General features: G+C 27.9%; 22 protein-coding genes and 1 tRNA gene. 15 read left to right on the forward strand and 8 right to left on the reverse strand.

The window, feature by feature from the left end; genetic code table 4:
• Positions 1 to 756: 756 nt before the first annotated feature.
• From NPA13_RS01820 to uvrC, 3 genes are all read right to left on the reverse strand, one after another.
• Complete coding sequence (locus NPA13_RS01820) at positions 757 to 2,556, reverse strand: hypothetical protein (RefSeq protein ID WP_257088672.1); 1,800 nt, start codon at positions 2,554 to 2,556, stop codon at positions 757 to 759.
• A 185-nt stretch (positions 2,557 to 2,741) separates the two neighbouring features.
• On the reverse strand, positions 2,742 to 3,119 hold the full coding sequence (locus NPA13_RS01825) for a hypothetical protein (protein ID WP_257088674.1): 378 nt from the start codon (positions 3,117 to 3,119) through the stop codon (positions 2,742 to 2,744).
• A 129-nt stretch (positions 3,120 to 3,248) separates the two neighbouring features.
• On the reverse strand, positions 3,249 to 5,009 hold the full coding sequence (gene uvrC / locus NPA13_RS01830) for an excinuclease ABC subunit UvrC (protein WP_257088676.1): 1,761 nt from the start codon (positions 5,007 to 5,009) through the stop codon (positions 3,249 to 3,251).
• 132 nt (positions 5,010 to 5,141) lie between these two features.
• Between uvrC and NPA13_RS01835 the strand changes: the two genes are divergently transcribed.
• From NPA13_RS01835 to NPA13_RS01885, 11 genes are all read left to right on the forward strand, one after another.
• Entirely contained in the window at positions 5,142 to 6,944 is a 1,803-nt protein-coding gene (locus NPA13_RS01835) for an ABC transporter permease (protein WP_257088678.1), read from the forward strand.
• The gene (locus NPA13_RS01840; RefSeq protein WP_257088680.1) at positions 6,944 to 7,657 is read left to right on the forward strand and encodes an ABC transporter ATP-binding protein; all 714 of its coding nucleotides are present in this window, start codon (positions 6,944 to 6,946) and stop codon (positions 7,655 to 7,657) included. Before NPA13_RS01835 ends, NPA13_RS01840 begins: the two co-directional genes overlap by 1 nt.
• Positions 7,635 to 8,588 (forward strand): aromatic motif membrane protein, encoded by a 954-nt coding sequence (locus tag NPA13_RS01845; protein WP_257088682.1) that lies wholly within the window; start codon positions 7,635 to 7,637, stop codon positions 8,586 to 8,588. Before NPA13_RS01840 ends, NPA13_RS01845 begins: the two co-directional genes overlap by 23 nt.
• Positions 8,581 to 9,576 (forward strand): aromatic motif membrane protein, encoded by a 996-nt coding sequence (locus tag NPA13_RS01850; RefSeq protein ID WP_257088684.1) that lies wholly within the window; start codon positions 8,581 to 8,583, stop codon positions 9,574 to 9,576. Before NPA13_RS01845 ends, NPA13_RS01850 begins: the two co-directional genes overlap by 8 nt.
• A complete protein-coding gene (locus NPA13_RS01855; protein ID WP_257088686.1) occupies positions 9,566 to 10,441 on the forward strand; it encodes an aromatic motif membrane protein in 876 nt (291 codons plus the stop codon). The genes NPA13_RS01850 and NPA13_RS01855 overlap by 11 nt, the downstream gene beginning before the upstream one ends.
• Before the next feature lie 8 nt (positions 10,442 to 10,449).
• Positions 10,450 to 11,319: a hypothetical protein gene (locus NPA13_RS01860; RefSeq protein WP_257088688.1), complete on the forward strand. Its 870-nt coding sequence runs from the start codon at positions 10,450 to 10,452 to the stop codon at positions 11,317 to 11,319.
• 181 nt (positions 11,320 to 11,500) lie between these two features.
• The gene (locus NPA13_RS01865) at positions 11,501 to 11,644 is read left to right on the forward strand and encodes a hypothetical protein (RefSeq protein WP_257088689.1); all 144 of its coding nucleotides are present in this window, start codon (positions 11,501 to 11,503) and stop codon (positions 11,642 to 11,644) included.
• A 37-nt stretch (positions 11,645 to 11,681) separates the two neighbouring features.
• On the forward strand, positions 11,682 to 13,067 hold the full coding sequence (locus NPA13_RS01870) for an ABC transporter ATP-binding protein (protein WP_257088691.1): 1,386 nt from the start codon (positions 11,682 to 11,684) through the stop codon (positions 13,065 to 13,067).
• Positions 13,051 to 13,890, forward strand: a complete 840-nt coding sequence (locus NPA13_RS01875; protein WP_257088693.1) for an ABC transporter permease — start codon at positions 13,051 to 13,053, stop codon at positions 13,888 to 13,890. Before NPA13_RS01870 ends, NPA13_RS01875 begins: the two co-directional genes overlap by 17 nt.
• Positions 13,883 to 14,662 carry an ABC transporter permease gene (locus NPA13_RS01880; RefSeq protein WP_257088705.1) on the forward strand — a complete coding sequence of 260 codons (780 nt, stop codon included), beginning with the start codon at positions 13,883 to 13,885 and terminating at the stop codon, positions 14,660 to 14,662. The genes NPA13_RS01875 and NPA13_RS01880 overlap by 8 nt, the downstream gene beginning before the upstream one ends.
• A gap of 2 nt (positions 14,663 to 14,664) precedes the next feature.
• Positions 14,665 to 16,713 (forward strand): hypothetical protein, encoded by a 2,049-nt coding sequence (locus NPA13_RS01885; RefSeq protein ID WP_257088707.1) that lies wholly within the window; start codon positions 14,665 to 14,667, stop codon positions 16,711 to 16,713.
• Between the two features lie 83 nt (positions 16,714 to 16,796).
• On the opposite strand, the gene NPA13_RS01890 is transcribed toward NPA13_RS01885, so the two are convergent.
• From NPA13_RS01890 to rpsD, 3 genes are all read right to left on the reverse strand, one after another.
• Positions 16,797 to 17,789 carry a YwaF family protein gene (locus NPA13_RS01890; protein ID WP_257088709.1) on the reverse strand — a complete coding sequence of 331 codons (993 nt, stop codon included), beginning with the start codon at positions 17,787 to 17,789 and terminating at the stop codon, positions 16,797 to 16,799.
• 179 nt (positions 17,790 to 17,968) lie between these two features.
• Entirely contained in the window at positions 17,969 to 18,181 is a 213-nt protein-coding gene (rpmE, locus tag NPA13_RS01895) for a 50S ribosomal protein L31 (protein WP_257088711.1), read from the reverse strand.
• A gap of 27 nt (positions 18,182 to 18,208) precedes the next feature.
• On the reverse strand, positions 18,209 to 18,808 hold the full coding sequence (gene rpsD, locus NPA13_RS01900) for a 30S ribosomal protein S4 (RefSeq protein ID WP_257088713.1): 600 nt from the start codon (positions 18,806 to 18,808) through the stop codon (positions 18,209 to 18,211).
• Between the two features lie 375 nt (positions 18,809 to 19,183).
• Here rpsD and trpS point away from each other — a divergent pair, with 375 nt between their 5' ends.
• From trpS to NPA13_RS01915, 3 genes are read left to right on the forward strand one after another with little or no spacing between them, the layout of a single operon-like run.
• On the forward strand, positions 19,184 to 20,206 hold the full coding sequence (gene trpS / locus NPA13_RS01905; RefSeq protein WP_257088715.1) for a tryptophan--tRNA ligase: 1,023 nt from the start codon (positions 19,184 to 19,186) through the stop codon (positions 20,204 to 20,206).
• A 13-nt stretch (positions 20,207 to 20,219) separates the two neighbouring features.
• Positions 20,220 to 21,965: a threonine--tRNA ligase gene (thrS, locus tag NPA13_RS01910; RefSeq protein ID WP_257088717.1), complete on the forward strand. Its 1,746-nt coding sequence runs from the start codon at positions 20,220 to 20,222 to the stop codon at positions 21,963 to 21,965.
• On the forward strand, positions 21,958 to 22,515 hold the full coding sequence (locus NPA13_RS01915) for a hypothetical protein (protein ID WP_257088719.1): 558 nt from the start codon (positions 21,958 to 21,960) through the stop codon (positions 22,513 to 22,515). The genes thrS and NPA13_RS01915 overlap by 8 nt, the downstream gene beginning before the upstream one ends.
• 419 nt (positions 22,516 to 22,934) lie before the next feature.
• Here NPA13_RS01915 and NPA13_RS01920 read toward each other — a convergent pair whose 3' ends face one another.
• Both NPA13_RS01920 and NPA13_RS01925 read right to left on the reverse strand, forming a co-directional pair.
• Positions 22,935 to 23,963 carry a hypothetical protein gene (locus tag NPA13_RS01920; RefSeq protein ID WP_257088721.1) on the reverse strand — a complete coding sequence of 343 codons (1,029 nt, stop codon included), beginning with the start codon at positions 23,961 to 23,963 and terminating at the stop codon, positions 22,935 to 22,937.
• A gap of 247 nt (positions 23,964 to 24,210) precedes the next feature.
• Entirely contained in the window at positions 24,211 to 25,008 is a 798-nt protein-coding gene (locus NPA13_RS01925; RefSeq protein ID WP_257088723.1) for a PTS glucose transporter subunit IIA, read from the reverse strand.
• Between the two features lie 143 nt (positions 25,009 to 25,151).
• Here NPA13_RS01925 and NPA13_RS01930 point away from each other — a divergent pair.
• A tRNA-His gene (locus tag NPA13_RS01930) sits at positions 25,152 to 25,227 on the forward strand.
• Positions 25,228 to 25,268: the final 41 nt, after the last annotated feature.

Below are 25,268 nucleotides of genomic sequence, written 5' to 3' on the forward strand. Positions count from 1 at the left end.
GAATTATAAAAAAATTCAAACTTTTTTGAAAATTAAATCAATTTCAGATATGACGTTAATTCTTGTGGAATTTGTTGCCTCTTGTGAAAATTCTAAACAAAATAAATAAACAGACACACTAAAGGTGGATAGAAGTGTTAATTAGACATAATAGCACCTAAATGTTGTCGGGAAGGTGTTTTTCAATCTAATTTTGATTGAATACTTTCATTAAAGTATCAAAAAATAAACTAATTAATTATTTTGCTAAGATCATCAAAAATTATCTCGGTTACATAAATTAGTTTTAAACATTCAGATTTTAAAATGGAAAATAAATATTCTGCTTCTCTGTTGTATGACGAGTTGCCAACTCTCCCATTGAAACAACGCCATTATTTTTAGATATTGTTTGCAAATAATCTTTAGTTAAATATTGGAAACAATGGTCTGAATGTGCTATTTATTGTTGTTCAATTTTATTTTTAACATGTGTTTAATAACTAAATCTAAATCATTTATTTTGGACAAATTGTAATTTATAATAAATTTACTTTTGTGTTCAATGGGAATTGACAAAAAAACAAAATTGTTTTCAAAATCTTTTTTGACATTAAGCCCTTTTTATAATCATCATAATCTGAAAAAAAGTTCTAGTCATTATTCTTGTTTTAGTTGTTTCATAATCGCCCCTTAATATGAAAAACACAAAATACGGTTTTGTCCATATTTTGTGTCGTAGTTTAGACAATTTTGTTTTTTTATAGGTTTTTTACGTTAATTAACATTGGTTTTTGTAAGAAAAGTATCTATATCAATTCATTCATTTTTCGGATAGAAAGCATCAGTGTCAACAAAGTATTTATAAACTTGTTCCATTTTAGCAATGTTAGCTTGATAACCTTTTTTGTGGTCAATGTAATAAGTATCACGAGATAAAATGTTAAAGGTATTTGCTAATGGGAAGTTTTGTATATCGACAAAGCTTTTCATTTTTTCTAAATCTCAACCGAATGTTTGTTTTAGGAATGTCATTGTGGTTAAAAGCACTGTTGTTGTACCTTGTAAACCATATAATTGAGTTCTTGAATTATTATTTTGATCAAATAATACTGATGTACCTTTTTCAATGTTGCGATAATCAATTGCCAACATATTTTCTCAAGCAATTGTAGGATTTAATGTAATTGTATTAGAATATTCATCTTCGCCAACGAGCAATTTAATGTATTCAACAGCATCTTGAGCACTATAACTTGGATGCAATTTAAAGAAGTAATTATATTGATCTGCAGGATATAACTCTTTAATTTTGGCGAAATAAGCTTTGACTTCATTGTAAGCATTTTCATTTTGATTTAATCTTCAGCCTATCTCATTTTTTTTAAATAATGAAGATCCCATAAAGATTAAATTCTTTTTGTTTGCAGAATAATTGTTTTTGCCTTCAACAATAAGATCTAAAAAGCTCTTGCCATAAATTTGATTTAATCGTTCAAAATCGCCTTGATAATCAATGTTTTCGGCAAATTGTATGTAATCCTTATACATAAATGGATTAATTGGATATGACTGAATGTTTAATTTAGCTCAAGCTTTACCTGCATTTTCTAATCTTTGATTAAAAGCATTAATGTATGTGTTTTCTAAGTTGTAAATTTTAACTTTCTCTTGTAAAGTGAAGAAATAACGACAATCAATAGGCATTTTAATATATTCATCTGCTTGTAAATCATTTCAGTGTTTAAGCAATTCTGCTTGAGTATATGTTTTACCTGCTTTTAGAGCAAAATTTAAATAATAACTCTCAATAAAATCATAAGGTTGAGAATTACCGTCACTTAAAATAACTATTTTATTGGCATGTTTAAAAATTCAATCTCTTACAACAGTGCGATCTTCATCGGATAAAGCTATTAAAGATACATCAGGTATGTAGAAATCAAATTTATCAATTCCAGCTTCTAGATATGGTTGTAAATAAGTTGTTAATTCTTCTAAAGTTGTTGGTATTGTTGAATAAGCTTTATCCTCTTGGTTGTTAGTTGCATATTTCAAGTTGTCTAAAACCAATAATTTTCCATCTTTAACATTCATTTCACCTGTTTTAGTATTTAGTACAGGTGTAAATTTGTTTAATAAATACTTAAAATTAAACCTTTGACTTTCTGAATTTTCATTAGTTTTGTCAATGTCCCAAACATCTTGATCAATTAAATAAACAACATCGTTGTAAGGTTGCTTTTCATTGTTGGCTGCGTTTAAATGACCAACAATTTGCATAAATGATGATAAAAATACTTGTGATGCGTTTCTGGAAAGAACAACCGTTGGATATGAATTATCTGCCGAGTCTTTTAAATCAGCATAAAAATCTCTAAAATCAGCTTCTGGAGCAACTTCTGGATTTAATAATTTAATTTTTGATGAACTATTTTGTAATTCAGTTAAATTTGTTGAATTTGTCTTATTTATTCAAGGATCTTTTGTTTTTTTCGCACATGAAGCTAGCAATGCTGTAGGAATAACCGATAATGGGGTAATTGCACAAAATAATTTTCTTTTAATTTTTTTCATAGGCAAATTATAATGTTTTTATTTTTAATCATTAAAATAAGCATTTTTTAATTAATTAACAAGAATTAATAAATATTTATAAATAAAAATGTTAATTAATAAATCTCATAATTACTGTAATGAATTTAATTCATAATAAAAAAGACAAAACTATTATTACTTAAACCAATTGTTTAGAATAATCTTTATATTTCATAATTGTTTCTTTTTAATCTCCTTAATTCTTCAAGAATGCGACAATAAGTTGTGCTAAAAAGGTTAGTGTTAAGAATACGATTAGCATTATCAAGTGCAATGGGTTTAGTTGTTTGTAAATCAAAAACTAATCTTAATATTGCTTTTAGTCCCCAATTAATTAAACATCCGTTATATCATTTTTCTTCGGTAGTTTCTTTGTTCAGACTAATGCTATTACCAAATCTAATAGCATCCATTTCAATTAAACCAAACGGTTGGTTATAATTAATTAACCACCAATTGTTAATCAAAGCAATGATTTGGTTAATATCGTTTGCAAACATTGTTTCTAAATGTTTTGAAATATTAGATGGTAATAGTTTCATTCCCTCTCCTTTGTCTATACAATTAGATTTTAATATTTATAAAATTTTATAAAAAGATTAAAAAAGTAAAATGGGTCACGAAATATGGATTGTCCATATTTCGTGACCCATTTTAAAAGTTAAATATTTTTATTTTGAATATGTTTCGAAAATAATTTTAGATTTCTTTTTATCAATAACGTTGTTCAATTCTTCTATTGATGCATTTTTAACATTTTCAAATGTCTTAAAATAATCTAGAAGTTTTTTGACAGTTGCATCACCAATCCCTGGTATTGAGTTTAAATCTGATTCTCTGAATTTATTTAAATATTTATGTTTCATTTTACTTTTAGCATACCTGTCAACTTCATTTTGCATTCTTGTAAACAAAAATAAAGCATCTTGTGAAATATTAATTATTTGATTTTTATCATTAATCAATCTTTCAGTTTTGTGTTTTGAATTTTTAACAAGACCAAAAACTTTTATGTTTTCGAATTCTAATTCTTTTAATGCATATTTTGCTTCTTTTAATTGTTCAAACGATCCATCGACAATAAAAATATCATTTTCGTCAATATTTAAAGGTTTTGCAAATGTTTTAACAAATTTAAAAACAGTTAGATACATAAGTTCTAAATCAGAATGCTTGCTCATTTGTTTAAATTCTTCTTCATGATTAAAAAATCTATAATTCTCATGAATTTTTTTACCGTTTGAAAAACAAACTGAAACTCCTATTGGATTTTCTAAATATCAATGTGAATTATCAAACAAATAAATATTTTTAATTTTATTTTCAGCATTTAAAATATTTTCTAATTCTTTTTGAGTTTTAATATTGATTTCTTCTTTTAAAATCGCATCATTAATATTAATCTTTAAATATTCATTGTTATTTAACAATGATAAATTCAAGATTTCCAAGAATAATCCTTTTTTGGGAAAGATGATTTTATTATTCAGTTTTGTATTAAGTTGAATTTGTTCATATTCACTTTGTAGAATAATGTGATCTGGATAATCTTTATCTGAATAGTATCTTTCTAAATAATCAGATACATAATCAATTACATTCTCAATGTAATAGTTATTTAATTTATTGATTTCATTATTGTGTGCAGTTTGCACTCCATATCTATAAAATAAACTTTGTATAGATATGTGTCCATCTTTAACAATGAATGTATGCGCATCAATGTTTTTGATGTTTTGAAGCTCAACTAATTGTGTATCTTTGATTCTTTTCAATAAATGATAAGAATCATTATATTCTTTAGCAAGTTCAAAATCTCAATTTTCACTTGCTTTATCTCTTAAAGAAATCAACTTATCTAAAAAGTCATTATTTTGAAATTTTAAAATTTCAATGATTTTGTCAAATTTGTATTTTGACACAGAATAAGCTTGATTTTTAATTGGCAATCCATTTTCATACATAAAGACTCTAGTTAAAACCTTTAACAAATGTTTAAACTCGTGTTGATTTGAAAAAGGACCATATGAAAATGTTGTATCTGTTGTTTTAGAATATACATAGTTTTTGTATATTTCTAATTGGTCTTTAGTATTGATATTCAATTTTAAATATGGATATCTCTTATCATCAAGTAACTTGATGTTATATTTGGGTTGATATTTTTCAATATAGTTCTTTTCAGCTAAAAAAGCTTCTTGATCAGTATTGTATGTAACAAAATCAAAATCATAGATTTCATCAATCATCTTGTATGTCTTATAAGAGTTAATTGAATTATTTAAATATTGATTTAATCTATTGTTTAAATCAATAGCTTTACCGATGTAAATGACTTGATCTAATTCGTTTTTCCATAAATAAATTCCACTCTTATGTGGAGTTTTTTTAATCTTCTCTTTTATTCTGCTTATTCTTAAATCATCGTTCATAAGATATATTTTACCTATTTATTTTTAAAAAAATATAAAGAATATAACCATCAGGTTATTTATTTAATGTATAATTATTATCAAATTATTAATAATATTAAAGTAATATGAAAGTGCAAAAAGGAGTTAATAATGACACAAATAAAAAACTATATCTACTTTCTTCATAAAGTAATTTTAAAGAAAAAAAGCAGTTGAATCATACCTGCTTTAGTTGGAACAATAATGATTGTTCTTTCAATTATTATTTCAATTATGAATATACAAAACAAATCGCTAGTTATTTATTGTGCTAGTTTTGGATTGTTATTTATAACTATCTTCTTTTCTTCATTAAAGTCAATTAACTTATATAAAGATTTAGAAGAAGAAGGCTTAGAAATAATTACATTTTCTAAACCCATATCCAGAAAGACTATTTTTATAAGTAAACTTTTAATGTTTTTATTAATGGGATTGTATTGAGCATTATTTTGTTCTTTATTTAATTTAATATTAGGATTAACATTAAGATTAGATGTTAGTTACTTTGTAGCATTCGTATTTATCACGCTAATCACAATATTTTTAGCATTTATCTTCTTTGGTTCAATTGCTTCATTAATAAGCTATAAACTTAATTCAAAGATTGCTATAACAGTTCCACTGTTATTCAGTATTCCGATGTTTTTAGCTGGAGGATTTATCTCATCAAACTCAACATCGACAGCTAATAACTTTGCTTACTATTTAAATTCTAAAAACCCTAATCAACCATCAGGCAATGATTCAAATACTAATTACTTTTATTTAGATAACAATAAAGATAATTACTACATCATCCCTAACGGATATGATGCAACAAGTTTTAGTCAAAAACAAGATGCATACTTATCAGAGGCATACGAGATTTCAAAAAACTCATCTACTTCGTGAAGTGTTTATTCATATTTAGCAATTCCTTATCAAATGTTAGAAATATTCAACATTAATAATGAAGATATATTTAATAAACTAAATAATCAGAACACTAATAATTTAAGTGATTACTTATATTACAAGAACACTGATTCTCAAGTATATTCATATATTCTCGAGAAACGACCAAACCTACGTAAGTATCAAATAAGTGAAGGTAAAGAACAATATATAGTTCCAGGTGCACTTAAAAATCAATCATCTATCACAAATATCATCAACACAGATATCATCTATGCAAGAGAAGGTGCTTCAGACTTTAACATTATTTACCTAGAAGACAAATACAACTTTGTTACATCTGAAAACTTAGTCGGAAAACTAAAATGAGAAAACATACAGCAACTATTAAAATCAAATGTGTTTAATAGTTTTACAAACAAATACTTTGCTCAATTATTTAATTCAGAAGAATTGCAAGAATATGTAAAAAACAATGATTTAGTTTCAATTAAAAACTTCATCTTAAGCGATATTCAAAGAAACTTAAATGATGAAAACTCTGAATTAAACAATTTAATTGATAACAACACAAATGTTCTTGATGAAAATGCTATTAAAAATAAATTAGTTAAATCAAAAGTTGAAAAACAAATTTATTTATATTCAGCACTTATTTACTACATTTACTTTACATACAATGATTCAATTTACTTAAATGCTCTTTTAGTAAATGATGACTACACAGATACATATGCACCATCTCAATTCAAAGTTAGATTAGATGATTACAATTATCAAATTGGTGGATTTGAAACATATGTACCAAAACAACAAATCATCAATAACCAAATTGTCATCAGATACGATTTAACAAAATCAAATAATTATTTATTTGCTACAACAGATCAAATTTATTCAATTCAAAGAAACAAAAAAGTTGTTAACAAATCAATCATTGTTGTGATTTGAATAATCTTAGGAGCTTCTCTATTAGCTGCAAATACACTTTTATACATTAGAAAGGATTATAAATAATGAATAACACAAGTATTAAAGTTCAAAATTTAACAAAGATTTATAATCATAACTCTAATGAGAAAAAAGGAGTATTTGATTTAAGTTTTGAAGTACCTAAAGGTTCTTTCCACGCATTTATTGGAGAAAATGGTTCAGGGAAAACAACAACAATCAAATCAATCATTGGTTCATACACAAACTTTAGTGGACAAATTTACATTAATGGAATTATTAACTCAGATCCTAAATCAAAAGCAAAACTTGGTTATGTTCCCGAAAATGCAATTTTCCCTAAAGAATTAAATGTATTTGAATATTTATACATTGTTTCTTTATTTGGAAACAAAGACAAACAACAATTAAAAGACAAAATCAATAACTTTTTAGAAAAGTTTGAAATCTCTGATTTAAAGAAAAACAAACCTAACAACTTATCATCAGGTCAAAAGAAAAAAGTTTTATTAATTCAAGCATTATTAAACAACCCTGATTTAATCATTCTTGATGAACCTGCTGCTAACTTAGACCCAACAGCTAGATTTAAATTGTTTGAAATATTATCTGAATTAAATAAACAAGGTAAGACAATAATTATCAGTTCTCACATTTTAAGTGAGATTGATAAGTATGCAACTTCATACACACTTATTCATAAAGGTAAATTAGTTTCAACAGGACAAAAACATAAAAGTCTTGAAGATATCTATTATGAAAAGATTATTCAAAATTAAGCTTCTTGCGCCTTTATTGTTCTTACCAACAATATCACTCTCTTGTACTAATACAACAGAAAAAACTACTCCACAAGTTTCAAAAGAAAAAAGACCACATCAAGCATTTCTAAAGAAATTAGGATCTTCTGAATTTATAAATAATTCAAGAGATTTGAATTTATATATAAATGCACAAAACAATATTCCAGATGAATTTATTAAAGAAATTCAATCATCATTAATATATGCGCAAATATTAAACAATCCAATTTTAGAAAACAACACTCAAATTCAAGATACCTTAAAAGCGTCAAAAACATTAGAAATGCTATTTAGAGATAACTGATTTTGATACTTAAGCAATCTAAATAAATTCAATTACTATTTAAACTTTTATCCATCAAGTTTCAAAGATAAAAAAAATGATGCTGGTGTGAATTTAACATTAGCAAAATACACAAAAGCAACACAAGATGGTATTAAGTTAAATATTGATTTACATAATTACAAATTGAATAAATATGTTGTTAAAAATATTCAGTTAGATAGCAACTCAACACTTCAAAGTTTAGATGTGATTTACGTTGTACTAAACGAAAATTTAATACTACCTGTATTTAAATATTCACAAGAAGACAAAACACATTTAAAAGCATCTGCTGAAATCTTAAAAGTTGTCTCTACAGATAACATTGATGCAACAATTGATAATTTACACAGCAAATTAGTTGCTGCACACAATAAACTATTAAATGATGACATTGAATACAGTAAAAGTATAAATGTTGAAGATTTATCATTTATATATAAGAACTTTGATTATGCTAAATTTATTTTGTTATTTAATTCATACAATTACTTTCAAAGCTTGTACTTAGCGTTAGAAGAAATTAATCAAGATAACTGACAAATTATTAGATACACATTAGTAGGAGTACAAAATGATTAAAATTAAAAAAATATTAAGTTTAATTAGTTTACCTCTTATTAGTGGAGTTGCAATTTCTTGTGCTAATTACACATCTTCAAATAAATTAGAAGCATACATAGATAACTCAACACAAATTAACCCTAAAGTTGAAAACTTGCAGCAAGTTAATCATAAAAAGATTATCGAAACTCTTTTAAACAACGTTTACAAACCAGAAAGTCAAAGAGAACGCAGTTTATATCTATACAATCAAGAACAAGAAACATCATCAATCATTCAAAAATTCAAAGAAATAACAACAAGTTACAAACAAGAATTTAGATCTGATGAATTAAATGAATCTCTTGCTGAAAAAAGCAGACTACAAGATCTCTTAGTCTACTTTTCAGGTAATGAAAGAACAGAAGCAGAAAACAAAATAACTGAATTAACAGCAAAAATTAATGAAATTAAAGAACATAATACACCTGCTAAAAAAGAAAAATTCGCTAATAGTTTCTCAGATTTTATTTCAGAAAACTGATACTTTATCTTAAATAATTTAGATAAATTTGACTTCACATTTGTATCATGATTATTAGATCCAATCGGAAATGGTTATACACTATCAGACGAATACCAACAATCATTAAAAACAAAAAGCGAATACAAAAACTACAACGTACCAAACACATACATTGACGACATCAAATTAGGTGATGAATCAGGTGAAATGGCTGATGCTAGAGTTTATTATTTAAAGAAAAATAAACTAGTTTTCAGAATTACTATCAACAACATTTTGCAACCTGTTTCTAATTTAAAATTAGAGCCATTAAATTGATACTTTGGAGATTTAAAAAATAACAAAATATCACTTAACTTAATTTCTAATATTGTTCACTCAAGATTTATTCACGGATACGAAACAGGATTAGTTCAATTTGAAAAAAGTATGGTTAAAGATCTAAGTTATGGAGAACCTGCTAATGTTTTCTTCTTATGAAAGGGGGCTAATGAAAATTAGTAAATTACTTAAAAAGATTTTAATGATATCACCATTAAGTTTACCTTTAGCAACTTTATCTTTTACACCTAGCACAGTATCAAAAACAGATGAAACTAGCGAACAAGAAAACGCTTTAAAACTTGAATGAAATAACTTTATTAAACAAGATTCAATTTGAAACTTACTTAACATCGTATATAAAGATGAAGCCCAAAAACAAGCTTACATTGACTCACAATTTGAATTACTAAACAATCCTGATTACAAACAGCAAATTAAAAATGCATTTGTATTCGGGAACAACATGACTCAATCATTTATTCAAGGAGAATTTGATTGAGGCACATTCTCAAGAATAAAACCATTTATAGTAGAACAATCAACTGCTCAAATAGATAAATTATTATCAACAAATTGACTATATGCACTATTTACAATTACTCAATTTGATTTAATCAAATCAACATTATTAGATAATGAAAACTTAGATACCACATCTAATGATCCTGAAAAAATTTATTCAAACTATGCAAAAATAAGTTCAAATCAATTCATTGATTATGTTTATGCAAAAAACAGTGATGAAACACTTGATGATTTATATTACTTGTTATCTAAAAATGGATTTATCTTAGAAATTGGAATTGAAAAGGATTGAAAAAATCCTGAATTACTTAAACCTAAATTACACGGATATGTAAAAACATTTCCAAATATTATCAATAATGACTATATATTAGACATTTTTGATTTAAACAAATATGTGCAGTTATTTGCTCCATTCGGTGTAGATAACTCTAACAAAGCTAACACCAATGAAATTTTATTTATAGACAATTATGGAGGGGTAAAATTAACATATACATTTGTAGATGTTAATTAACATTCATTATGAAAAAATCATTATTCTCACTTTCTTTACTTAGTTTCTCGGCATTACCAATTGCTTCTGTAGCTTGCATTGATTTAACAGGTGGCAATCAATACAAAATAGCTAAACCTTACGTAGTAACTAAATTTGATGAATTTTTAAAAGAACAAAACATTACATTAGATCCTAAATACAAAGAAAAATTAGATAACTTCACAAATGAAGATTTAAGTAAGTTAAGAAGCAAATTAGCGACACTTAAAGACACAGTTTTAAAACTTAAAAAGGAAAACGAAGGTGCTCAAAAACCTGAATTTGCTGCTTCATTAGAACAAATGTCGCAATTGCTATCTGAAAACATTTACATCTTCTTACAATACATTTACTACTTTAACACTGTGTTTTATGATTACGGTTTATTATCATTTAACTTTGAAGATGATTCAAAACCAAGACATTCAGATGAGTATTTACACTATTCAATTAACCAAGTTAATAGTTTCTCAGAAGTTAATGCAACTTCAGGACATACACACTATACATATATAACAAATGAAATCAAACCAGTTGGAAATATGTGACCAACAAGTTTTTCAAATGTAACTGAATCAATAATTAAACCGGGATACTATGAATTTTATGTTTCATTTTCAAACATTGTCTATAAGTTTTATGTAAAAGAAGAAAGTGGTGTTTCACAAATTATTATGGATCCAATTTGCTTTGCATTCAAATCATCTTTAGGTCAAGTTGATGCACAACAAATTGAAGAACTATACAATATAAATTTAGAAGAATTAGAATTAGATAGAGGAAACCAAATTCTAAGAACTTTTGAAAACACAACACAAAGAGAACTTAAGTTCCCTCAAAGAAATATTATTTTCTAATAAACGCAACCACCACACGGGTGGTTTTTGTTTTGAATTTAAAGTCAAAGATTCAATCAAAATCAAACCATTTTAACACACTTATTTTTTATGGTCTCACAAAAAAATTTTGCTCAAAATTTACCTCAAAAAAGTTAAAAAAATTCAGGCCAAAATTAATCAATTTAGTAAAATAGCATTTATGAAAAGTAAGGCGCTTTTAATTCAAATTTTACCTATATCAAATGTATTAAAAGTATTCAATGATATTGACTATTCAACTAAAAAATACTTACGTGAAGAATACATTGAAAACTTATTTGATACGGTCTCCCTTTTAAAATAGCTATTAAAACTATATTAAGGAAAGGAGATTAAAAATAATGGCTATTAAAGTTAAAAGAAAAAAAGATAAGCAACCAATTATTGAATTAATTGATGTTGTTAAAGAATTTCAAAATAAAACAGTTTTACATAGTATTAATTTACAAATTCAACCAGGTGAGTTTGTTACTTTATTAGGTCCATCAGGTTCAGGGAAAACTACTATTTTAAGATTAATCGGTGGTTTTGAGTGAACTACACGTGGCGAAATCAAATTCAATGGTTTAGACATTAAAGATCTTGAACCACACAAAAGAAATGTTTCAACAATCTTCCAAGATTATGCACTTTTTCCACACTTAAACGTTTATGGAAACATTGCATATGGTCTTAAACTTAAAAGAATTCCTAAAGAAGTTATTGACCAAAAGAAAGTAAAACTTCTTGAAGAATTAACTAAAAAATGAGATGTTTTAAGTCATAAAAAAATGGAACAACTTGACAAGTTACAAGAAAAATATGAAGAACAACTTGAAAACTTAAAAGAAGGAACATACCAATACAAGAAAATTCAAAAATGACTTGATAACTCAGACTTCGTTTATTCATATTGAGAAAGTTACACAGCATTAAAAGTTGAAGCATTCCAAAACCTACACTTCAAACGTAGAATGACAAGACAAGAAATGGATGAAAAAATTAACAAAATCATCGATCTTGTAGGTCTTACAGGAAATGCTGATAAAGCTATTTCTGAACTTTCAGGTGGTATGAAACAACGTGTTGCATTAGCTCGTTCACTTGTTATTGAACCTGAAATCTTACTCTTAGATGAACCGCTTAGTGCACTTGATGCAAAAATTAGACAAAAAATGCAAGTGTTATTAAGAAGCATTCAACAAGAATTAGGTCTTACATTTATTTTTGTTACTCACGACCAAGACGAAGCTCTTGAACTTTCAGATAGAGTTGCTGTTATGCGTGATGGTGTTATTGAACAATATGACACACCTAAAAACATTTACGACTATCCAGTTAACATCTGAGTTGCTAAATTTATCGGTGATTCAAACATCTTTGATGCTAAATTCACAAAACAAGGCAAAATTAAGATATTAAACAAAGAGTTCAAAACAATTCACGAAGCAGATGAATTTGAACCAGGCGAAGTACTTGATGCACTTATTAGACCAGAAGATATTGACATTTACTCAGAACCGTCCAAAACTTCAAACAAATTATCAGGACACATTTCTGACATTTCTTACAGAGGAAGCTACTACTACATTAAAGTTGAAATTGATGAACAAACAGTTATTTATGTAGAAACATCTAAAAAATTTGAACTAGGTGAAAAAGTTTACTTAAGTTGAACAATTGACTCAGTCCATTTAATGCGTAAAGACGCTAAGTGAGATTATTCAAATAATGAATTCCAAAACTAATAAATTCAACTTCACTTTTGATAAAAAAACACATCTAGTTTGACCTTATTTCCTAATTGCGCTCTTACTTATTATTCTTCCAATTATTTTAATTGTGCTTTATGCACTTATTCCAAACGAAAGTTTTGATAACTGAGTTTTAATCAAGTCATCAAGCACTTGAAAAATTATGGGACGTTCATTATGAATCGGATTAGCAGCGTCAATGTTATGCTTAATCATCGGGTTCCCATATGCTTACTTTGTTTCAACATCTAAATCTAAGATTTTCAAAATTTGTGCACTTAGTTTAATAATTTCACCACTTGCAATTTTCACAATTGCTAGAATTTATTCAATTAAGGCCTTATTCTTAGGGATTATGGCGCACAACACAAAAAGTTTAAACAATGAAGCATTTATGGTATTTGGACTTATGTACCTTAACTTACCTTTAATGATTATGCCTTTATACACAGTGTTTAAAGATATGCCAAAAAACATCATTGAAGCAAGTCACGACTTAGGTTACAATCAAACTCAAACAGTTTTCAAAGTTATCATTCCATATGGTATTAGAGCTATCTTAAGTGGTTTTGGTATGGTGTTCCTTGCGTCTGCTACAACCTTTGTTATCTCAGCAAAACTTCTGCCAGATGGTTCACAATATCAAACAGTTGGAGATATTATCAACTCAAGAGCAAACCCAGGAAATAAATTTGACTTAGCAGCAGTTTCTGTTTTAGTTATCGTGGTATCTGCTATTTTCTTAAGTATTTATGGAATTATTTTAGTAACTCCTAAAATAATTTTCAGACTTAAAAAAGGAGCGCACTATGAGTAAATTCTTAAAAAGATCTTATATTTACATCATTTTAGCAATCGTTTATATACCACTTTTATTCGGAGTTATTTACTCATTTAACCAACCGACACCAAAAGGTCAATTCAACCCAACTTGAACTAAAGGGACATTTGACAACTGACTTCATTTATTTGATAACAACAGAGCAATGTCACTTGTAAACAGCTTACTTTTAGCTCTTATTGTAAGCTTTTTAGTATGTACAATTTCACTTGTAACTGTATATGCACTATACAGACAGAAGAACAAAATTGTTAGATCATATGTAAGCTCTACAATTAACATTCCTCTTATTAACCCAGACAATATTACAGCTATTGGGCTTGTTCTTGTCTTTGGTATCTTCTTTGGAGTTATTCAAACAGATAGCGAAGGATTTGGACGTGTTGTAGTAGCTCACACAATTATGACACTTCCATATGCAATTTCGCTTATGTTGCCAAGAAGCGAAAAATTCAACAACAACCTTTACGAAGCAAGTCAAGATTTAGGATACTCAAAATTAAGATCTTGATTCAAAACTTACTTTGTTTATATGATCCCTTCAATTATTATGTCTGTAATAGTAGCTTCTGTTCTTTCATTTGATGATTTTATCATCACTAGAACAGTGTCTAATATGCAAACAATCGGAACTGATTTATATGCAGGTTCATTTGAGCCTTGAGGACTTATTTTTGGTGCTATTATCCTTGTATTAACTATTATCGGAAACATTATTTACGTTGCAGTTAAGAAAGGTAAGAAATAATAATGAAGAGAATTATTAAAACATCATTAATTAGTGCTGGGATTTTAACAATCGCAGCAGTAGGAACTGGTTTAATTGTTTCAAAAGCAATTAACCGTTATAAACCACCTTTTTACAACTTTAGATCATATATGTCAAATGATAATAAAGAGAAGTTAAGAGATGTATTCAGTTATGCTGAATTTAACGAAGTTAATGAGTTTAATAATGCAATAATCAACCACAAAGCAGCTGCAGGAATTAGTGGAGATTTCCTAGCTGCATCACTTATTAAAAAAGAATGCTTACAAAAAATTGATTATTCAATTTTACTTAACAAACCTGAACTTAAAAACGACAGAGAAAAAACAAAAGAATATCTTAAAAACATTATCAAATCTGAAGTTTGAGAGCATCTTGAAAATTACAACGAACAATTAAAGACTAAATTTAATGGTGAAGAGCTTAAAGACGAAAAAGGTAATTACCCTGAACTTTGAGAATACTTTTTCCCTTACTTTTCTCAAGATATGGTAATTGCTTACAACATTAAGAAAAAACCAATTTCATCTAAAAAGAAAACCGAAGACGATGCAATTAATCTTGATTTATACGCAGATAAATTTAATAATGGATATGAAACAAATTCTATTATCAACTCGCTTAAAATAGTTGCTGATAATGGATTTGATTCTTGAATCATCACTGACGCAGTCAGAGATAACTTATTATATGGTTCATCTTATTGAACAAATGCAGATGGAACTCACAGTGCTGATCAGTTCACTGGTGCAGTTACAAAAGAAACATACAAAGGTCTAATTGATTCATTTGTTTCGCTTATTAAAGATGGAACAGGTTTCCCAATCGGACACAAAAACATCTCATTCCAAGGAGATGGACTTGAATTATTAAATAACTTAATTAACCCTAAAAATGATATCAATGCAGCTATTATGTACAATGGTGATGCTATTGATGCATACTATGGAGAAGATAACTTTCCAGGTACAGTCGAAGATGGCGAAATTAGAGTTATTAAACCTAAAGAAAACATTTTATTAGTCGATGGACTTATCTTATCTAAAGTTAACACAGAAGAGTCAAACAAACTCTACTTAGAAACAATTAGAGACGGATTCTTAGATAACTTACCAGAATTAGCAGAACAATTCGACCAAATTGACAAAAAATATGCAAAACAAGATTTCGGTCTTAAAAAACAATTATTCATTGAGCACGCTGTTGCACAAAGATGAAAAGTCCTTCAAACAGGTACAGAAGATTCACCAAGTGCATTTAAGGAATTAGCTACTGATAAATTCGTTGAGCTAGGTCTCATAGACGAAAACGAAAATCAAGACAAATTAAATAACGTAATTATCAAATACGCTGAATTACTTGATTTATCACTTCCTGCTAACAAAGAATACTTAGATAAGTATCTTGAATTAAATGCAGAACACAAGAAATTCTTACATCGCGAACGTGAAGAAGATGTTGATCTAGACGATAGAATTAACATCTATCCTTACAGACTTAAAGATTACTTTAGCAAAACAGAAAACTTAAACAACTTCTTTACACAAGTTGCGACTGATATTAAGAACTTTACATATCCGGAAGCAGATAAAGAAGCTTCAGCACTTTCATTACCTGAAAATGCAGATGATGAAATTAAAGTCTTATTTGCATTGGTTTTTGAAAATGAAAAAACATTTAAAGAACAAAAAGATGAAAATGCAGAAATTACAATTGAAAAATTAGCAGACTTTATTAAGTCTTATATTGCAAAAGTAATTTCATACCTTGATTTAAGTAATGAAGATGTTATTAGTGCATACAAAAACTTAACAAACTTCAATTACATTAACTATGTTCCTTCACAAGCAGTTGATTATGAATTAGTGCTTAGAAACTACTTTGCTTCAGCTGAAGATGGGATCGATGCTAACGTAATTGATATTTATGAAATCAATAATAGTTCAACAATTCACAAAACACTTCAACCAATTGATGATGAACTTTCATCAAGCACAAGCACATATTACAATGAAAAAACTAAAGGGTAGTCAGCAATTACTGCTCTTTTTTTACAGCTTGCACACTATGGTAAAAGAAAAAAGCAACCAAATTTGATTGCTTAATTTTCTAATTAAAATACATATAAATTATCATACTTTTTAACATTGAATCTAGGTTTTAAGAATTGTTTTGAAGACTTACCAAATGATAAGAATTTCTTACCTTTTCCAAAGTTAAAAATAATTTTATCTTGAAGAATAAAAATACCGGCACATGCATATAAGTAAAGCGTTCCTATTGCAATTAATGTAAACACATTAAATGGTCATTTCATTAATGGGCCAATTAAACTTGAGAATGGATTATATTTATCTTTTCCTACGTAAATGTAATTGCTCTTTCAAGCACTTGGTGCTAAGTCATCAAGTGTTCAGTTTAAGAAGAAGCAAGCTACAACAAGTAATCCGAATAATGCAAGTGTTGTTAAGATATCTTTGTTTCTCATTGAATATGGATACACAATAGAAACGATAAATGTAGAAAGCAACATAAATACGTGAAGTGCCATTAAATCATAGAATATGTAGTTATCGTAGTAAATATGGAACTCGTATTCTTTACCTTTTTCATAGAATTTACCAAATGCTGTAAATGTTTCATCAGGTGTGTAAGTTATCTTAACATCAGGTAATATAAGCGCAATAGTTGCACCAAGGAAACTAAGTGAAATTAAATATTTCATTCATTGTGGTTTGTTTAATAAAAGCACAATACCGATTGAAATTCCTAAAATTCTACACATATGAAGTGGTATAGTTTCTCATTTACCTGGATATTGTGTAACTCCAAACACAATAGCTCTAGCAGCAATAAATATAAGTGTTAGTGCTCCTGCAGTTCTAATTAATATTTCTTGAGTTTTTGCAGAAACATTTTTACGCTTAATTGCTTGGTGTATTTGTCTTTTGAAGATTCAAATAACAAAAATAATCAACATAGCAATAACTCAAGATAATCTAAGACCTAAATTAGTTTGAGCTAGCATTGTCTCTGATATTTCACCTCCACCGGTTCAAGATCAGAAACCAGGTTTTAAGAAAAAATATTTTTCTTCAAAGTTCATAATGCTCCTTTAAGGGTTTAAAAAATATCTAATAATTATAATTCTTTATATATAAAAGTGAAATTTTATTATTAAGTTATTTAATTTATTAAATAAACTAAATTACCTTGTTCCTAGGTCAAAAAGAAAACCCAAACTACATAAAGTAATTTGAGTTAGATGTATAAATGAAACAATAATTATTTACCGTTCATTTTTTCAAGTCTTTTGTTGAATCTGTCGATTCTACCTGTCGCTTTAACTTGTGCTCTTGACCCTGTGTAAACTGGGTGGCATCCTGAACATACGTCTACTGTAAAGTTTGGTCTAACTGATTTGAATTGGAACACTTTGTGACAAGTTGAACAAGTAACGTTTACTTCGTGGTATGGTAAGTGAATATCTTTTTTCATAAATAAATCTCCTAATATTCCTAATTACTATTTTGAGTAGAACTCAACGATTAAAGCATCCTTGATTTCTGGGTGAATTTCGTTACGTTCTGGTAAACGGTCTAATTTAACTGAAAAGTCTTTTCTTGTCATTCAAGCTGAAGCAGCTTTTTGTTCCATAGCTTCAAGAATTTGTTTGTTGTCTCTTGATTTTTCTTTAAGAGTAATTTCTGAACCTAATGAGATTGACATAGAAGGGATGTTTGCTTTTTTACCATCAACAACAAAGTGTCCGTGGTTAACAAGTTGACGAGCTTGTCTTCTTGTTGTAGCAAATCCTGCTCTATAAACTAAGTTGTCTAAACGAACTTCTAATAATTGAAGTAAGTTTGTCCCTGTAATCCCTTTAGCTTTAACAGCTTTTTCAAAAACTCTTCTTAATTGTTTTTCATTTAAACCAAATAAGTGTTTAACTTTTTGTTTTTCGTATAAGTGTAATCCGTATTCAGATAATTTAACACGTTTGTTTCCGTGTTGTCCTGGAGCATAAGTTCTCTTTTTACCTTTAGCGAATTCTTTACCTGATTCTAAGATAGAGAATCCTAAACGACGTGACTTTTTAAATACAGGTCCTGTGTATCTTGACATAGTATTTTTACCTCTTTCTGCATAACTTAGAGGGTTTATTTCTAACTAGTTAAATTTAACTTAATGCTTTGGATTAAATCAGCTAATCTACTTGCAATGTTATAGTCATGTTAAATTTATTTAAAAGTCATAATAAACTGCTGTTTTATGCTTATTTATTCTATCATTATTTTATAAATAATGAATTATTATTTAGCTCTATATAACCTATTTAAAAAGATTTTTTATTTTGCTTATTTTTGCTTAATTTATTAATTAATTTTGTTTGATTAATTCGGCTATTTGCATTTGTAAAATCAATCAACAAAATGAATATACATTATTTAAAAAACAATATAATTAATAAATAACTTTATTAATTAGTTAAGGAGTGTTATGAAACAAAAATTATTAAGTGGAATAAAACCAACTGGTGATTTAACATTAGGTAATTACATTGGTGCGATTAGAAACTTTGTGCAAATGCAGAATGATTATGAATCATACATTTTTGTAGCTGACTTACACGCACTTACAACTGGAAGTGTCGATCCAGTTGAACTTAAAAAAGCAAGAAAAACCATTGTTGCACTTTATTTAGCTTGTGGACTTAATCCGGAAAATGTAACAATTTTCTATCAATCACAAGTTAGTGCACACGGAATGATGAATTGGCTTTGTACATCAGAAACGACAATTGGTGAATTGCAAAGAATGACCCAATTCAAAGATAAGTCACAACAAATCAAACAAGCTAACGGGACTTCTAAAATACCTACTGGTCTTTTAATGTATCCAGTATTAATGGCTGCTGATATTCTTTTATACAACCCTGATGTGGTTCCTATTGGAGAAGATCAAACTCAGCACCTTGAATTAACCAGAAACATTGCTGAAAGATTTAATTCAAAATACAATGCTAACTTCACAATTCCTAACGGAGTTGTCCCTAAAGTTGGAGCAAGAATTAAATCACTTACTGATCCAACTGCTAAAATGTCAAAAAGTGAACATGGTACCAAATCAACCATTTACTTACTTGAAGACCCACAACAAGCTTACAACAAGATTATGAAAGCAGTTACTGACTCAGAAGGTAAAGTATACATTTCAAATGATAAACCTGGTATTTTAAACTTACTTAATATCTATGCTTCATTAAACAACATAACACTTGAACAAGCAGAAGAATTATTTAAAGATAAAAACTATAAAGAATTTAAAGAAGCAGTTGCTACATCAGTTAAAAATCTTTTAATTGATATTCAATCAAAATACAATGCAGCTTTAAAAGAAGTTGACAAAATAACTGATGAAGGTGCAATTAGAGCTTCTAAAATCGCAGATTATAATTTAAACAAGTTAATGAAAAAAATGGGACTCTATTCCTCATTGACAAAACCCAAAAATGATAAATAAGAGGTAAATTAATATGAAAGCTAATAAAAAACTTAACCATACAACAAGTCACTTACTTGGTGCAGCTGTTGAAAAACTTTATCCAAATGTTAAATTAGGATTTGGCCCAGCCACTGAAGAAGGTTTTTACTATGACTTTGAATTTGCTGAACCACTTTCAGAAACAGAATTACCTAAAATTGAAAAGTTTATGAAAAAACTTGCTTCAAGAAATTTAGTTATGAAGCAAGTTTCAATTGATGAATATTCATTTGAAGGTAAACCCTACAAAAAAGAACTTTATGATGAATTAGTAGCAGCAGGTAAAGAAGTTACTTTCTATGCTCTTGTAGATCCTTTAAGTAATGAAACAATCTTTGTTGACTTATGTGCTGGTGGACACGTTGAAGATACAAAACACATTAAGCACTTTAAATTACTTAACTTAGCTGGTGCGTACTGAAGAGGAAATTCAGATAACATCCAATTAACAAGAATTTATGGAACATCTTGAGATACAGCAGCAGAACTTGAAGAATACTTAGAAATCCTTAAAGATAGAAAAGAAAGAGACCACCGTAAAATTGGTAAAGAAATGAAATTATTCACATTCAACAAATTAGGTGGTCAAGGATTACCATTCTGATTAGAAGATGGAATGTACATTCACAATGAAATTAGAAACCTTGTTCTTAAAATGGACAGAAAATACGGTTTCACAGAAGTTTTAACACCACACTTTGGTGAAGAAGAACTTTACAAAATTTCAGGTCACTTAGCTCACTACAAAGATGATATGTTTAAACCAGTTGTGCTTGAAAACGAAAAGTTAATTGCACGTCCAATGACTTGTCCTCACCACATTATTTGCTACAACACAGAAAAACGTTCATATCGTGACTTACCAATTAGATATTCAGAACAATCACAACTTTACAGATATGAAAAATCAGGTGCTCTTACAGGTCTTGAACGTGTTAGAGGAATGCTTTTAACAGAAGGACACTTATTTGTTAGAAAAGATCAAATCGCTCAAGAATTCAAATCAATGTATCAATTAATTAAAGAAACATTAGAAATCTTTAAAATTCAAATTAGTTATGTTTCTTTAAGTTTAAGAGATCCCGAAAACACAGATAAGTACTATTCAGATGACAAGATGTGAAACGAAGCTGAAAATGAACTTAGAAATGTGCTTAATGAATTAGATGTTAAATACGAAGAAAAAATCGGAGAAGCTGCTTTCTATGGGCCTAAAATGGATATTCAAATCTTTACAGCTTTAGGACACGAAATCACAGTTTCCACATTACAACTTGACTTCTTATTACCTGAAAGATTTGATATTACATACACAAACAAAGACAATCAAGAAGAATGTCCAGTTATGATCCACAGAGGTCTTATCGGAACATATGAACGTTTTGTTTCAATTCTTTTAGAACAAACAAAAGGTGTGCTTCCATTCTGATTAGCACCAAAACAATTCACAGTTATTCCTGCTACAAATAATCCAGAAGATGTGAAATACGCATCAGACATCAACCAATTATTATTCAATGCAGACTTTAGGTCTAAATTAGACGACCGTGAAGAACGTTTAGGTAAAAAAGTGCGTGAAGCACAAATGTCAAAATCTAAATTCCAAATCATTGTTGGAGAAGCTGAGAGATTAAATGAAACTGTTTCATACCGTGAATATGGTAAACAAGAAACAACAACAATGCCTGTTGCAGAATTTGTCCTAAAAATGATGAGATTGAGAGATTCTCGTGAATAATAAAAAACAAGAAAACAAAAACGAAAAGAAAGTCAGAAAACCAATTAATGGTTGATACATATCATTTTTAGTAATATTTTGAGTTTTAGCTGCTGCAATGATTTTAACAAGTGGAAACATCATCCCTTGAGATAGAATCGTTCCAAATTCTGTTTATAATGTACCTCTTTATGCACGTATATTAGCATCAATTTTCTTTCCAATTTTAGTTTTATCATTTGGTTTCTTTGTTGTTTTCAAAGAAAAAATGAGTGTTTGAAGACTTGTTAACTATGTATTCATTATCGGAATTATAATCACGCTATTTTGAGTTCCTAGAATGATTAATGTTAACGAAGGAAAAGAGAAAGCTGAAGCTAGTTGAAAACCACAATGACTATTATTCCCTTATGATGTAACTGTCGTATTTGGTGTTTGTGTAATCTTATATGCTTTATGTTTATACTTTGTTACACCGAAATTTGTAAGTTACATGAGACCAAAAATCCAAAATTTCTTAGGTCGTTTTAAGAAACAAAAATCAATTTTAGAACAAGAATCAAAAAACTAAAATTAATAATTATTAAAAATTCCTATCACTGCTGAAACGATAGGAATTTTTAATATATACTTTTCATAAAGACAAATCCACCGGCCATATTGAGCTGAAATAAGGTAGAAAAACAGTTTTTTTAGATTTTCTATCTTACTTTTATCAACCTAGTTACATTAATCCGGCTGCTTTTAGAATACCAAGAAGAATTCCTACCAAAATTAATGTTAATACAGCTCCTAAGGAAGTTCACGCAGCTCTACCCTTAACATTTTTTCTTTGAGCACTAATTTTAGTTGCAACTTCATTCAGAAGATCAGTTTCAACAGAGATCTGCTTTTTAACTCGAGCACCATTGCTTTCAGCAGGTAACTGATAATCACGAACAATAGCATTTGTTTCAGTAGGTTTCGCAGGTGTAAATTCAATACTTTCAATTAATGAGTTATATTTGTTGTTTTATTATTAATAAGAATGTAAATATACCAACATAATTGATGAATATTTCGGTCGCTTTTTAGATAGTTAGAATCAGAATAAGTCTTGAAATCGTAAATAAATGGCTTCAATATATTTACGTTATCTAAATCAACCATAAACTTTTTATCTGAAAATGTTCCTTCGGTTGAGTCTATGTGATTAAAATCAGAAATTTCTAATGCCTTAAGATATAAAGATGTTTCAGCATAAAAATGATAGTAATTTGCAAGAATAAATGTAAGTGAATTAGGATAATCTTCTGTTTTATTGCCACAAATAATATATCATCATAATCTTTGCATCTCACTCTCATTGAATATTTTCACAAGTGATTCATCGCGAAATATTAGTTTCAAGAAGTAATATACAAATCATAATACGGGATTATCTCGTTCAAATTTTTCACAATTGAAATATTTGTGATTTTTAGCAGGATAATTTGCAAAGTTATCTTTTCCCTTTTCAAAGAATTTTTTCAAAAACTCAGTAACCTTTTTATTTTTTATAAATTCCTCATCTTTTTCCAATATGTCATCAATATCAAACTTTTCTCAATTCTTTACTTTCGAATCTGTGAAACATATTGCTTTAAATAAATATTCTGGCATTTTACCTTTAAAATTCGCCGCTTTTGTAACATCAGTTATTTTTTTAATAGCTAATTTTTCAATGGCATCAGTATATATTTCATATTTAGTTTTTTCTTCATTGTTTGAGTTTCGATACAAAGTCGAAAAATCCACTTCAGTCTGCTTGCTATTGAATAATTCTTGAACATTCTCAAAAATTTCCTTATCAGTAAAATCACTATCAGAAAATGATGAAAAATTATCCTTAATATTTGAATTTGAATTATCAAACTTTTTTAAAAGTGAATTTGAAATTAAGACTTTGTGAATTTCTCGTGTTTTTAGATCTATAAAACCTGTCAATAATTCTGTGTGACTAAATCATCTATGTCCTTTGGTATTCTTACTTTTACTCATAATATAAAATTGTAATACAAAAAAAGACAAGCACCATTTAAATGGTGCTTGTGTCCCGGAAAAAGAGATGCTATCAAAGAGTTTATATTTCCTAATTCCAGGTTACCTCATTAAGTATCAAAAATAATGAGGTACTTTTATTATAAAACTTTTTTTGTAATATATATCACCAGAAAAATATTTTTTTGATAAATAAAAAAGAACAGATTTTTTCTGCTCTGATTTACAACTCTGTTTAATTTAAAGATTAAACTAATTTAGCAATAACTTCTGAATGTTTGATGTTTTTGTGTTCTAAGTTTTTAAAGTTTTGTAATTTTGAATCAGTTGTTAATGCAAAAATAATTTCTTGATCAATGTTTTCTGCTTTGAATCTGTTTAAATCTAAAATGATTAATTCATCTCCTGATTTAACTTCTTGGTTTAATGAAACTTTAGCATCCATACCAATTCCATCTAATTTGTATGAGTTTAAACCAAAAACAATAACAGCTTCAACACCTAATGATGTGTTAGATAAGATAACTTGTGATTTACTTGCTGGTTGCATTGTTATTTTTCCATCAAATGGAGCAACAATTTTACCTGATGTTCCATCTAATTTGATTGCAAATCCTTTTCCAAGTAAATCATTTGAAAATACACCATCATTTAATGATTCAAGTGAAACAATGTGTCCTGAAGCAGGTGCTAAGATTTCTAATTCTGAAACTGCTTGAATAGATGTTGTAGCATTATTTGATGTTGAAACAGTTGAAACTTCAACTGATTTACACATTGTTGAAATTAAGTCTTTGTTAATTTTGATAAGTGCATTTAAAGCTTCTGCATTTGGTAATTCAACTTGAATGTGTTTTTGTGCTTCGAAAATTTTAACTGATGTAGCACCTAATTGTTCAAATTCTGCTTTTGAAACTAATGAAACATTTTTTACATCATATCTTAATTGTGATGCTGAATTATTGAATGAAGTAATATTGTCAAGCCCACCGAATGCATCAACAATTTTTACTAATAAGTCTATGTATTTATCTCTTTCAGTCATAATAATATACTCCTTAAATAAAATAAATTTTATATCATTTTTATAATGTTGAAAATAGATTTTAATACCTTAAAATAAGGTCTAAAAATTAATTAAATTGTTTACTAGATGCTTAAAATAGTGGTATAATAGTTTTAATTATGGCGAACGTGGTGAAGTGGTTAACACAGTGGGTTGTGGTCCCATCATGCGCGGGTTCGAATCCCGTCGTTCGCCCCATATGAAAGAAAGTTGTTAATAGCAACTTTTTTTGTTTTCCT

This window comes from Mycoplasma sp. 2045 (genome assembly GCF_024582715.1).
Taxonomy (GTDB): Bacteria; Bacillota_I; Bacilli_A; order Mycoplasmatales; family Metamycoplasmataceae; genus Mycoplasmopsis.